Source organism: Mycobacterium sp. IDUB_19 (assembly GCF_055419445.1).
Window position 1 is genome coordinate 2,608 of sequence record NZ_JBVAXR010000004.1, and the last position, 12,830, is coordinate 15,437.

Sequence of the window (12,830 nt, forward strand, 5' to 3'; positions counted from 1 at the left end):
CCCGACCGGCACCAGCTCGTCCTGGCCGTATCGAGTGAGGTCACGACGGAGCAGATCGAGGTACGCAGACCGCGAGTCGCAATCAGTCACGGTCAATGCTGCCTCTCCTCGGATGCCACTACTCCCAGCCATGGAGCCCAGACGCCCCTCGACCTCACCAACGCGTTCCACGATCTTCCGTCAACTCCCCCGCTCGACCAGCCATCCGATCCCGCAAGACCAAGGGCTCGAGATGCCGTCCATACCAACCCCCAAGCATGTTAGCTGAGTACCGGGCAGCTGGCCTCCGAATCCCGCGGCCGCGCCGCTTACCCGGACGCCCCCCACCTCTCTGCGCGCAACGCAAAGATGGTCCCGAAGCTAGCGCCGATCACGCAAAACGTCCGTTACGAGCGAAACTTTCCAGGAGATCAGCGGCGCGAGTGACACTGTCCTCGGCCGAAGTCATCTGGGTGGCGACTGCACGCGCCCGGGTGGCGCATTCCGGGGTAAGGATCTCCCGCAGATCCTCGATCAGCGTGTCTTTGGTGGTGGCCGAAAACTTCCGGGCAGCACCCACTTTCAGACGTTTGAGGTGACCGCCCCAGAACGGCTGGTCGCCCGCCGTCCAGAGGATCAGCGTGGGGAGTCCGGCACGTAGGCCCGCGGCCGTAGTGCCCGAGCCGCCGTGGTGCACCACCGCGCGGCAGTCCGGGAAGACTTTCGCGTAATTCACCGCACCGACCACCCTGACGTGATCGAAATGCGGCACCTCGTTGAAGTCTGCCCAACCGGCGCAGATCAACGCCCGCTCGCCCAACTGCTCGCAGGCCGCGGCGATCATCTCGACCGTGTCGCTCGGGGTTTCGCTGACCGGCATGCTGCCGAAGCCAAAGCAGATCGGCGGTGTTCCGGCGTTCGCCCACGCCGCGACATCGTCGTCGATATCCGTCGTCAACCCCATCGTCAGCGCGCCGACAAACGGCCGCCGCTCACCCCATTTCGCCCATTCTTTCGCCAGCCCGGGGAAGCACACCGCGTCGTAGGCCTGTAGTTCCAGCGACCCGCGTCGAGCGATCCGCTGCGGAGAGGCACAATCGGTTTTCGGTAGGCCGAGCTTACGGCGCTGCGTGTCCTCGGCCTTCTTGTTCATCCGCCAGACCATCCAGTCGTACGCCGCCATACCAGTGCGGACCAGCGGCGACGGCAGGTTCGGAATCAGCTGGCCGTTGGGCCGCATCGGGATGTAATGCAGCACGGCCAGGGGGATGTCGTAGTACTCGGCGACGTTCGTGGCTAGGTCCTGGAACAGCTGGCCGGTGAAGAGCACGTCGGCCCCGGCGGTCAGCGCCGTCAGGGTCTCGCTCATGTCCGTCCAGGACCGCAGAACAGGCTCCCAGGCTTCGCGCACCAACTCGATCGGACCCTTGACAGTCCAGAACGTGCGGCGGAACCTCGACCAGAAATCGCGCAGGAACTCGTCGTCCCAGAACGACTGCATATCCGGCCCGTAAGCAACCGCGTCAAGCCCTGCCGTCTCGGCCAGGCCAAGCAGGTTGGGCGGGATGGCTATGCGAACTTCGTGCCCCCTACGCAGCAGTTCGCGTCCCGCGGCGAGCGAAGGCTCGACATCCCCACGAGTTCCATAACATGCCAGAGCAAATTTCATCGCGAGGCTAGACCTATCACTTCGGATCGTTGTAAGCAAGCCCAGGCTAGCGTGTTTATCCCTTGTTCAGACCGGTCTTCCATGGTTCAGGTTCCCCCAAATTTGCCGTTGCCACGGCTACATCGTAGCGGGCGTATGCCTGCTATCAGAAGAGGTGATGGGAAGACCAAAGGCGTTCTGCGGATTTAATATTCAATAACGGCAACAGTTCGGCAAAGTTTTGAGTACATGGCGGCACCCGGACGAATGAAGAGTACGCCAGGGGCACCGAATCAGGTCAGCGGGATCGGGCTATATCACCCGTGTAATTGTCGGCGAGCCGGTTAGGCGTAATGCTTCGCGCGAGCGAAGTCTTCGACCAGATCGGCAGCGGTGCTGACGCTCTCGGCGGGCTTGGTCATCCGAGCAGCGAGCGCGCGAGCTCTCGTCGCGTATTCCGGATCGAGGATCCGGCGCAGGTCCGCAACCATCGATTCGCGGGTGGTGCTCGAAAAGCGGCGAGTGGTACCCACTTTCAGTTTCTTGAGCTGCGATCCCCAGATCGTCTGGTTGGGGTCCATCGAGAGAATCAGCGTGGGAACTCCGGCGCGCATGCTTGCGGCCGTCGTTCCAGAGCCGCCATGGTGCACGACGGCGCGGCAGGCCGGAAAGACCTTCGCGTAGTTGACCGCGCCCACCACCTTGACTTGGTCGGAATGCGAGACGCCGCTGAAGTCGCTCCAGCCGGCACACACCAATGCCCGTTCTCCCAACTCTGCGCAGGCCCCACTGATCATCTCGATCGTGTCGGCCGGCGATTCCACCGGCATGCTGCCAAAACCAAAGCAAATCGGCGGTGTGCCCGCGGCGATCCACGACGCGACCTCGTCGTCGACATCAGTCGTCAACTCCATCGTCAGCGTGCCGACGAAGGGACGGTGGCCGTTCCATTTCGCCCACTCGGTTGCCAACCCCGGAAAGCACGCCTCGTCGTAACCCTGGATTTCCAGCGATTGGCGTTCGGCGATCCGTCCCGGCGAGGGTCCGGTTGCCTTCGGCAGGCCGAGTTCGCGGCGCTGCGTGTCCTCGACCTTCTTGTTCAGGCGCCAACAGAACCAGTCGAACGCCGTCATTGCGTAGCGGGCCACCGGTGGAGGCAGGACGGAAACGACCTGACCGTTGGGCCGCATCGGAACGTGATGCAGCGTGGCCAGCGGAATGTCGTAGTACTCCGCAACATTGGCGGCAGGTTCCTGGTAACTCAGCCCGGCGAACAGCAGGTCGGCATCCTTAGCCAGCGACACCAGCGTTGTGTTCATCTGGGTCCAGCACTGGTCGCTGAGCTCCCACATCTCGTGCCACAGCCTTCGCAACTGCCGGACCCGCCAGAACCTGCTGAAGAAGGAAGTCCAGAAGTTGCGGTACACGTCCAGCCAGGTCCGCGTATCGAGTCCGTAGGAGACCGCCGGAAGCCCGGCCGCCTCAACGAATTCCATCAGGTCGGGCGCGACGGCCATCCGCACATCGTGGCCCCTGCGCTGAAGTTCGCGTGCGACAACGAGGGAAGGCTCGACATCGCCTCGAGTTCCATAATTTGCCAGCACGAATTTCATTGCGGATCCAACGCTTACGGTTGTCTGGCGGTCACGGCTTGCGCCACAACACACCTGTACCGTCGATTTCCACGATCTCGGCAGAGATTCCGTGCTTCTCGCGGTAATCGGCCACGGCCTGCTCACACGCTTTCAGCGCGTGGTAATCATCGATAATGCAATAACCGCCGGACGACAAGCGCGGGTACAGCGCATCGAGAGCCTGAATCGTCGATTCATACAGATCACCGTCGAGCCTCAACACGGCAATCTGCTCAATCGGAGCGTCAGCCAACGTGTCCTTGAACCAGCCGGGGATGAATTCAACCTGTTCGTCGAGCAAACCATAACGCTGGAAGTTCGCCCTGACTTCCGCCTCCGGGACTCCCAGTATTTTCGCGTGGCGGTGCAGCTTAATCCCTTTGTCGGCTTTGTAATTCGCGGGATCCGGGGGTGGCACGCCGGCGAAAGAGTCAGCCAGCCAGACACGTCGCGTCTGATCCCCATAAGCCGCAAGGACAGCACGCATCAAAATCGACGCGCCGCCACGCCACACGCCACACTCGACCAGATCACCCGGAACGCCGTCGGCAAGCACCGCCTCCACGCAATGCTGAAGACTGGTCAGCCGCTGCATCCCAATCATCGTCAGAGCATCCGTCGGCCAATCCAGGCCCAAGTTCCGGGCATGCTCGTCAAACTTATATTTACGGACCAGCATAAAATTGCGGGTATTGAAAACAGGCCGCCCCAGGCGATACCACCCGACGGGCACCAGCTGATCGTGACCGTATCTGGTGAGCTCACGACGGAGTAGGTCGAGATACGCAGATCGCGAGTCGCATTCAGTCGCGGTCAAAACTGCCCCTTACTTCCCATGCCTCTACTTCTACTTCCCATGTGTCAGCCGGTTGTTCAGCCTAGACGGCCACTGACCCCGCCAACGCGTTTCGCGGTTTTCCCCTCAAGCCTCCGGCGCAACCGGTCATCACACATACCGCCTGACCTCAAAGGATCTGTGCCTTCCAGAGCCTTCGAAGGCGGCTTGAGCTTTGCTCGCGCAGGAGCCGAACCAATCGAACTTCCAGGACCCCATAGCGTGGGGCAGTCTACCGCCAATCGCCGGTCAAGCTACGTCACGCTAGCGCATGCGCTCAAGCTTGCCCAGACCGGTAATCTCTAGACTCACCGACTTCCGCGACCCAGCGGCACCGAGCAGGAAAATCATGTCGCTTATCGGAGCGCCTAACCAAAATCGCCAAAACGGCTTTCGGAAGCACTTCACGGTGAAGCTGCCCTCCCCGATCAACCAATAAACCGGAAGCGCGACCAAGCGATAACATATGCGTTTCCATCGGTGGGAAACCATCTCGAGATTCATCTCCATCATCTCGAGTCCCCAGGCCCGGTATTGCCATTCCAGCTCGTAGCGATTCTGAAACTCGAAGAACGCCCGCATTTCGCCATTGGTGACGAGGTACTCATCGAAGACGAGGATCGATCCCGGAACGAAGTGCTCCTTGCACGTCTCTAACGCATGCAGGCAACTCTCATAGGTGTCCAAATCCATGTGGAAGAGCCTGATTGGCGCGTTTGGCCGGTCTGCCAGAAATGGGGCCAGCGTATCGTAGGTGCTTCCCTTGATGAACTGGACTTTACGACCGAGGGCGTCAGGCAGGCCCTCGTGGAAAGTCACACCAGTGTCGTGCATAAAGCGTTGTGCGAATGGATCTGTCAATGAAAACGTTCCACGCTTGACGACGTGGTCCTCAAGTTTCCAGTCCTCAACGAGACCCTCGAAGCTATCGAAACCGTAAACCATCCGGTCGCTGGCATCGGATATCAGCCTTGTCGACCACCCGATCCAGACGCCGAGATCCAGGATCAGTTCGTCGGACCCGCCCAGTGACGGCCCCGCCAAGTTCGAGGCTTCGGACAACAATGTGTGGCCTCGAATCCGGCGTCGGCGCAGATCCGACATGGTGTGGCGAACAAAATCGCCATAGGCGTCGTCATAAATCCTGGTGTCGCGGGCATACAAATTGGGAATGTAGCGATCCCGCCCCGGATAAACAATGCGTGCACCTACCAGCAACGCCAGGACTACGCCGATCGGGATGAGGAGAGCCGGCACGAAGAAACATGCCGTGGCCACGGCGAGCGCAGTGCCAACGAGGACCGCTTTCCACAGATGATGAACTGCCGTCCGCTCCACTGCCCGCTTGCCGTCCCCAACGCCCACCGGTTCACCTCCCTGTTCTGGCCAGACTAATAGCGGGTCACATCAATTATTGAATGAATCACACGATTGCCTGTAAGTCATCCCGAGCCCCCAGCGAACTCCGCTTCACCGCGTCCCGGTTCGACCGGCGTGCTTGTCCTGTTCGAAGTGCGCGCGTCGTCAATTCCGCCCGGCATGTTCTGCTACCGAGTGGTTTGATTCGAGTGTGTGATCGGTTGCCGTGGAAGGGGATTCGTGCTGCTGTGCGATCCATTTCAGCAGTTCGCGCAAACCGTCGTCGAGCGTCCACTTAGGACGCCAATCCAGCACTTGTTTCGCGGGCTCGATGTCGCAGCTCGCGGCACGCACATCTCCGTCGCGGAATTTCGATACGACGACCGGTTCGGGGGCGCCGCAGACGGCGCTGATCGTTTGCGCGAGCTCATGGATCGTTGTCGGGGCGCCAGACCCGATGTCCAGGCAGCGTTGCTCGGCCGCGGGTTGCTGGACCGAAGCGAAAAGCGCGTCGACCACGTCGTCGATGTACACGAAATCGCGCACGATCCGACCGTCTTCGTAGACCTCCAGCGAGTGTTGCTCGCGGGCCAACCGTGCGAAGAGAGCAACTATCCCCGTATATGAATTGGTCAGCGACTGGCCCGGCCCATAAACGTTCTGTAGTCGCAGCACGCTGACGTTCGTGTCATGTGCGGCGGTCCAAGCGGCCAACGTGTGCTCCTGGGCGAGCTTGGTCGCCGCGTACACGTTGGTTGGCCGAGGCTCCGTCCTGCCTGCGCAGCTCGGAAGTGGCACCGCACGTTCACCGGTTGGCCCTTGCGGATCCCAGATGCCGGCCGCCAGCTGTGCATGGCTGCGAGGCCGCGGATAGAAGGTTTGCGCGCCGCATTGCCATGCGCCCTCGCCGTAGATAGCCCTTGACGACGCCAGCACCAGCTGGTCGGGCACCAGTCCCGAGCGGCTCAGGGCGTCAAGAAGCTGGGTGGTGCCCACCACGTTGACGGAGCCATGGCGGGTCGCCTCCGAGAGCGACTGTGCCGTTCCCGTCTCGGCTGCCAAATGGACGATCTGGGACGGACGAAACAATCGAAGTACAGCGTCCCAGTCGGGCGCATGGGTGACGTCGCCGGTGAGTAGCCGCACGGACGTCGGCAAGTCGATCGCTTGACCTGCGGCGTGCACCTGTGGGTGCAGCACATCCATCACGGCGACGTCATAACCGGCGTTGACGAGGCGGCGCGACAGCGCCGACCCGATGAATCCAGCTCCACCAGTGATAAGCACGGATTTTGACAAGGGCCGACGTCTCCCGTTCGTTGGTAGTACGAACACATGCGTTGCCGAGAATGGGTTCAGCCGATCATATCGAGGACCGCCCGCGCGCTAGCAGCAATTCCGATATAGGCCGGCTAGCCACTATTCGGGAGCCAATCAACCCGCGTTGGCTCGGCAGAATCGCTAGGCCCAGGTCCCCCGGCGCCGGTGTGCCAACGCGACAAGCTCCATCATCGGCATCGCGATCGATGGCCGCAGGAACCGGAAGAGCACTTTCTTGCTGCGGAAATCCTGGAACGCCGCCCGCAACTCGTGTTCGCTCGCGCTGTACGACTCGAAAATGCAATCGAGTGCGGCCTGGTTCGTGGGCTCGTCGTGCGCGGCCTCGCAGAGCGTTGTGTAGACCCCGGAAATCCAGTCCGCGCCGATGAGTCCCTGCACGGATCCGGAGTGTCGCTGGCGCCGGAGATCAGGAGTGAGAAACTCCTCGATTGCAGCCTCTTGCTGCGTGTTCAGATCGACGTCGAGGGTCGTGGCGATCCGCTTTATTTCCCGTGGCCAGTCGTCGAGGAAGTCGGCGTAGTCAACGAACACGCGCGGCAGACCGCGCGTGTTCCGCTCTGCCAGGAGGCTGTACTTCAACCACAAAGCACCCGAGAGCTCGCGCGAGACTTGCCAGGTCGCAGCGACGGACGAGATCACCTCCATCGGGTGCCGCACCGTGATCACGACAGCAACCTCGAACCCGGCCCGTCGCGCCGCTGCGAACCAAAGGTGAGACAGCGTCGTAATCCGGGGTTCCTTGATCACCAGCAGCGGCGCGTCTGGCAGCCGGGTGAGATAGCTCTGGATCTGATCGATGCAGGCGGCCATCTCCTTGGCATCGAGCGCATCGTCCATCGACCGCAGCGACGGGTCGAACCAGGCGCTCTGGTGGCGATACAGGATGCCTTCGTTGATGGCGATGGCTTTGCGCGGTTCCCAATAGCCGCGCGGATTTCCCGCGTCGGCGCCCAACATCCCGGCAGGCAGTGCAACACCGCACAGGGAAAGAACGCGCGTAATTGCCGATGTTCCCGACCTTTGCGGTCCCAGCACGAAGAGGACGACCCTGCGACGGGCGTTCTTGGCCTGACCATCGGTCGCAGTCATGGGCGCAGTCGCATTCCGGATACGGCGCGCGAGTCCGCGAGACAGAAGCAACAGACCCCTCCCCTGTCCGTCGCGACGCAACATCGGATTTTAATCACTGACCGATGTAATTGACGGTACTGCAAGAAAGTGGCTGTGGGCGAGTCGGTTGCTCGGTGGGTGGTGCGCAACGAAACACCTTTCACTCGGCCCCTGCCTCGTGGTTGTTTGGCCGGCACCGGATGTTCACCATCGAGGGTTTGCCGATCTTATCGTCGGCGCCGCAATTCCGCAGGGGATAAGCAGGTCAGCCGGTAGCTGCGTCAGGCTCGCCGAACGGCGCCCCGAATTCGGTCACCGGCCGGAAACCGCGCCTGCGCGCCTTTCCGACGCCGACCCGGAGCAAATTGCCCAACGTGGCCACCCCGGAGTGATCCAGCGCCAGCAACGGCGACAACAGCCGGTTGTGCACGAATGCGAATGCCAGCCCGGACGCGGGGTCGGCCCAGCCGAAGGAACCGCCCATCCCGACGTGCCCGAAGCCCGGCATCACGTTGCCGAACGGCACGCTGTGATACCCGAGGTGGAATGACAAGGGCACCATGATGTTTCGGTCCCTTTTCAGGCTGCGCCGCCCGGTCAGCCCGGCGACGATCTCCGGCGACAAGAACCGGGTGCCGTCGATCTCACCGCCGTTGGCGATGGCACCGTACATCCGCGCCAAGCCGCGAGCAGTCACCACCCCGTTCGCTGCCGGCATCTCGGCGTCCAGTAGTGGAATATCGCCTTGCACGGCGGCCATTACGCCGCGGAAGTACATCGATCGGAATCCGCCGGACAGCTCCGTGGCGACCTTGCGTGCCGCGTAGGCGAGCACGGGATTGCCGATGATGTTCTGCGGCATGATGATTTCGGCGACCCGCGTCGGGGAGCCGGCGGGTGGCCGGCCCAGGTGCATGCCGTCGGTGCCCAACGGCTCGGCCAGCTCCTCGCGAATCAGCGCACGCATGCCCTTGCCGGTCACGGCCCGGGCCAAGCCGGACATCAGCCAGCCGAAGGTCAGTGCGTGGTAGGCCGGTTTGCCCAGCAAGCGTCCGGGCTGCGCCGCGGCCAGCCGCGCTTCCATGACGAGGTGGTCCAGCAAGTGCTCCTGGGTGGCGCCGCGCAAGCCCGACAGGCCACCCCGGTGCCTCATCACCTCGCGAACGGTGAGCGCCCCTTTGCCGTTGGCCGCGAACTCCGGCCAGTATTCGGCGACCGGGGCTTCGTAATCGATCAGCCCACGATCGGCCAGCCGATGAATGACCGTCGCGGCCATGCCCTTGGTGGCGGAGAAAACCATCGGCGCCCGGTCGGCCGTCCAGGGCACCCGGCCCGCCCGATCCGACCAGCCTGTCCACACGTCGACGACGGGTTGCCCGTCGAGATAGACCGCCAGCGCGCCGCCGCCGAACCGGCGACCGGGAAACAGGCTGGAAAAGCCACGAACGACGCAAGAAAAGTTTGGGTCCGCCGCGCCGAACACACGATGACCTGCGTCAAGGCCATCGTGAGAGGGATCCGCGCGATGATCGACCCCGTTGTCTATCGTCACGATTTTGAATTTACTTCGGATCGGCCTGTCAGAGGAAAAAACGCGGATTAATTTACCTTTCCGTTAGCGCGACGCCGCGTCTAGTATTTGCTGGGCCGCCATCGCGGGGGTCAGCTCACCGGCCTTGACTTGCCGCTCCATCTCGGCGCGCATCTTGCGCACCGCGGGGTTGGACAACACCCGATCCAGAACCGTGTCACGGACCATCTGCCAGGTCCAGTCGACCTGCTGTGCTCGCCGCCGGGTTTCGAACTCCCCGGCCTCGGTGAGCACCTGGCGATGGCGCTCGACGGTCTCCCACATCTCGGTCAGGCCAGTCCCCTCCATTGCACTCATCGTGAGAACCGGTGGCCGCCATAGGGTTTCGCGTGGATAGATCAATCTGATCGCCGACGAGAGCTCCCGCGCGGCCTTGCGAGCCTCGGCCAGGTGCTCGCCGTCGGCCTTGTTCACCACCACGATGTCGGCCAGCTCCAGCACGCCCTTTTTGATGCCCTGCAGCTGGTCGCCGGCGCGGGCCAGGGTCAGCAGCACGAAGGTGTCGACCATGTTGGCCACGGCCACCTCGGACTGGCCGACGCCTACGGTTTCGATCAGGATCACGTCGAAACCGGCGGCCTCCAGCAGGACGACCGTCTCCCGGGTGGCCTTTGCTACGCCACCCAGAGTTCCCGACGTCGGCGATGGCCGGATGTAGGCGTCGGGGTGCGCCGCCAGCCGGGACATCCGGGTCTTGTCGCCGAGAATCGAGCCGCCGGTGCGCGTCGAGGAGGGGTCCACGGCCAGCACCGCCACCCGGTGGCCGCTATCGATCAGCTGCATGCCCAGCGACTCGATGGCGGTGGACTTGCCCACCCCGGGGACTCCGGTGATGCCTACCCGATGGGCATTGCCGGAGTCGGGCAGCAAGTCCAGCAGCAATTGCTGCGCCCGCTCGCGATGGTCGGCACGGGTGGACTCCAACAGCGTGATGGCCCGTGGCAGCGCCGCCCGATCGCCGCCGCGAATGGCCTCGGCTAACCCTTCGACGGCTTCCAGGTTGCCCGCCTCCTCCTCGCGCCGCTCCGCGGCGCTCATCGTCGTCGGGCGGTCGGCCTTGCCGGCATCGGTCGCCATCTAGCTGAGGTCGTAACCCAACCGCTCGGCCAGCTTGTGCAGCAAGCCGATCGCGGCGTCGGCGATCACCGTCCCGGGCGGGAAGATGGCGGCGGCCCCCGCCGCGTAGAGCTCGTCGAAGTCGCCCGGCGGAATGACGCCACCGACCACGATCATGATGTCGGGCCGGCCGACCTCGGCCAGCGCGTCGCGGAGTGCCGGCACCAGGGTCAGATGTCCGGCGGCCAGCGAGGACACGCCGACCACATGCACGTCGTTGTCGGCGGCCTGACGCGCCACCTCCTCGGGCGTGGAGAACAGCGATCCGACGTCCACGTCGAAGCCGATGTCGGCGAATGCCGTCGCGATGACCTTCTGACCCCGGTCGTGGCCGTCCTGGCCCATCTTGGCGACCAGGATCCTGGGCCGGCGGCCGTCGGCCTCGGCGAACTTCTCGACTAGTTCGGTGGCGCTTGCCATGTTCGGAGCCTTTCCGGCTTCGTCGCGATAGACGCCGGCAATGGTGCGGATCTCCGCCTGGTGGCGGCCGTACACCTTCTCCAGCGCATCCGAGATCTCCCCAACCGTGGCCTTGGCCCGCGCGGCGTTGATGGCCAGCGCCAGCAGGTTATTGCCCAGCCCATCCTCACCTGCGCGGCCGTGCGCGGCGGCTGCCCGGGACAACTCGGCCAGGGCGGCGTCGACTGCCTGCGAATCGCGGCTTGCCCGCAGGTCTTTCAGTTTGGCCAGCTGCTCGGCGCGTACCCGGCTGTTTTCGACCTTAAGGACCTCGACCTCCTGGTCCTCTTCGACCTGATACTTGTTGATCCCGACCACCGGCTGGATCCCAGAGTCGATCCGGGCCTGGGTGCGCGCGGCGGCCTCCTCGATGCGCAGCTTGGGAATCCCGTCGTCGATGGCCTGCGCCATCCCGCCGTGCTCGGCGACTTCGGCGATGTGGGCACGCGCCCGCTGCGCGAGCTGATGCGTCAGCCATTCCACGTAATACGAGCCGCCCCACGGGTCGATCGGCCGCGTGGTACCCGACTCCTGCTGCAGCACCAGCTGGGTGTTACGAGCGATCCGGGCGGAGAAGTCGGTGGGCAGCGCCAGCGCCTCGTCCAGCGCGTTGGTGTGCAGCGACTGGGTGTGGCCCTGGGTTGCGGCCATCGCCTCGATGCAGGTGCGGGCAACATTGTTGAACGCGTCCTGCGCGGTCAGCGACCAGCCAGAGGTCTGCGAATGTGTGCGCAGTGAAAGCGATTTCGCGCTCTTCGGGTCGAACTGGCTGACCAGTTCGCTCCACAACAACCGGCCGGCCCGCAGTTTGGCGACTTCCATGAAGAAGTTCATCCCGATGCCCCAGAAGAAGGACAGCCGGGGCGCGAACTTGTCGATGTCCAGGTCGGCGTCCAGGCCCGCCTTGATGTAGTCGACACCGTCGGCCAGCGTATACGCCAGCTCCAAATCCGCTGTGGCACCGGCCTCTTGGATGTGGTATCCCGAGATCGAGATGGAGTTGAACTTCGGCATCTTGGCGCTGGTGTAGCCGAAGATGTCGGAGATGATGCGCATCGACGGCTTGGGCGGATAGATATAGGTGTTGCGCACCATGAACTCTTTGAGGATGTCGTTCTGGATGGTGCCGGCCAGCTTCTCCGGCGGCACCCCCTGCTCCTCGGCGGCCACCACGTACAGCGCCAGGATCGGCAGCACGGCGCCGTTCATCGTCATCGACACCGACACCGTGGACAGGTCGATCCCATCGAACAGCTGCCGCATGTCCAGGATGGAATCGATTGCCACACCAGCCATTCCGACATCACCCTGAACGCGGGGATGGTCGGAGTCGTATCCGCGGTGGGTGGCCAGGTCGAAGGCCACCGACAGGCCCTTCTGGCCGGCGGCCAGGTTGCGGCGGTAGAACGCGTTGGACTCCGCGGCGGTCGAGAAGCCGGCGTACTGCCGGATTGTCCACGGCTGGTTGACATACATCGTCGGGTACGGGCCGCGCACGAACGGCGGTTCGCCGGGAAAGCTGTTCAACGGGTAGCCGTCGGCCTCGACGGCGGCACGATCGGCGGCGATGTACACCGGCTTGACGTCAATGTCCTCTGGCGTATGCCACACCAGCTGATCGGGCGAATACCAGTGCGCGGCGGCGGCCGCGGCGACGTACTTGTCCACAGCGGCTTCCGTCGGCTGCTGGCCGGCGCGATCGCCGTGCAGTGGGATCTCGGCGAAGCTGCCGATCACAGGAGTAGAAGTCGTCATCGT

General features: G+C 63.5%; 9 protein-coding genes and 1 pseudogene. All 10 read right to left on the reverse strand.

From position 1 onward, the window contains the following. Positions 1–90 (reverse strand): annotated as a pseudogene (locus ACZY0B_RS05065) (macrocin O-methyltransferase); the annotation flags it as partial. A 280-nt stretch (positions 91–370) separates the two neighbouring features. Continuing rightward, complete coding sequence (locus ACZY0B_RS05070; protein WP_463762940.1) at positions 371–1,648, reverse strand: glycosyltransferase; 1,278 nt, start codon at positions 1,646–1,648, stop codon at positions 371–373. A 323-nt stretch (positions 1,649–1,971) separates the two neighbouring features. Next, entirely contained in the window at positions 1,972–3,240 is a 1,269-nt protein-coding gene (locus ACZY0B_RS05075) for a glycosyltransferase (protein ID WP_463762941.1), read from the reverse strand. 31 nt (positions 3,241–3,271) lie between these two features. Further along, complete coding sequence (locus ACZY0B_RS05080) at positions 3,272–4,078, reverse strand: TylF/MycF/NovP-related O-methyltransferase (protein ID WP_463762942.1); 807 nt, start codon at positions 4,076–4,078, stop codon at positions 3,272–3,274. A 282-nt stretch (positions 4,079–4,360) separates the two neighbouring features. Continuing rightward, on the reverse strand, positions 4,361–5,461 hold the full coding sequence (locus ACZY0B_RS05085) for a class I SAM-dependent methyltransferase (RefSeq protein WP_463762943.1): 1,101 nt from the start codon (positions 5,459–5,461) through the stop codon (positions 4,361–4,363). A 159-nt stretch (positions 5,462–5,620) separates the two neighbouring features. After that, the gene (locus ACZY0B_RS05090; protein ID WP_463762944.1) at positions 5,621–6,742 is read right to left on the reverse strand and encodes an NAD-dependent epimerase/dehydratase family protein; all 1,122 of its coding nucleotides are present in this window, start codon (positions 6,740–6,742) and stop codon (positions 5,621–5,623) included. Positions 6,743–6,916: 174 nt separating this feature from the next. After that, positions 6,917–7,885, reverse strand: a complete 969-nt coding sequence (locus ACZY0B_RS05095) for a sulfotransferase family protein (protein ID WP_463762945.1) — start codon at positions 7,883–7,885, stop codon at positions 6,917–6,919. A 286-nt stretch (positions 7,886–8,171) separates the two neighbouring features. Beyond that, positions 8,172–9,458: an esterase/beta-lactamase LipL gene (gene lipL, locus ACZY0B_RS05100; RefSeq protein WP_463762946.1), complete on the reverse strand. Its 1,287-nt coding sequence runs from the start codon at positions 9,456–9,458 to the stop codon at positions 8,172–8,174. A 63-nt stretch (positions 9,459–9,521) separates the two neighbouring features. Next, the gene (gene meaB / locus ACZY0B_RS05105) at positions 9,522–10,535 is read right to left on the reverse strand and encodes a methylmalonyl Co-A mutase-associated GTPase MeaB (protein WP_463763160.1); all 1,014 of its coding nucleotides are present in this window, start codon (positions 10,533–10,535) and stop codon (positions 9,522–9,524) included. A gap of 39 nt (positions 10,536–10,574) precedes the next feature. After that, the gene (gene scpA, locus ACZY0B_RS05110) at positions 10,575–12,827 is read right to left on the reverse strand and encodes a methylmalonyl-CoA mutase (protein WP_463762947.1); all 2,253 of its coding nucleotides are present in this window, start codon (positions 12,825–12,827) and stop codon (positions 10,575–10,577) included. Between the last annotated feature and the right edge of the window lie 3 nt (positions 12,828–12,830).

Excerpts from the sequence above, each read along its gene's own strand:
- ACZY0B_RS05070 (WP_463762940.1), bottom strand. The coding sequence starts at position 1,648 with ATGAAATTTGCTCTGGCATGTTATGGAACTCGTGGGGATGTCGAGCCT.
- ACZY0B_RS05075 (WP_463762941.1), bottom strand. The coding sequence starts at position 3,240 with ATGAAATTCGTGCTGGCAAATTATGGAACTCGAGGCGATGTCGAGCCT.
- ACZY0B_RS05095 (WP_463762945.1), bottom strand. The coding sequence starts at position 7,885 with ATGACTGCGACCGATGGTCAGGCCAAGAACGCCCGTCGCAGGGTCGTC.
- meaB (WP_463763160.1), bottom strand. The coding sequence starts at position 10,535 with ATGAGCGCCGCGGAGCGGCGCGAGGAGGAGGCGGGCAACCTGGAAGCC.
- scpA (WP_463762947.1), bottom strand. The coding sequence starts at position 12,827 with ATGACGACTTCTACTCCTGTGATCGGCAGCTTCGCCGAGATCCCACTG.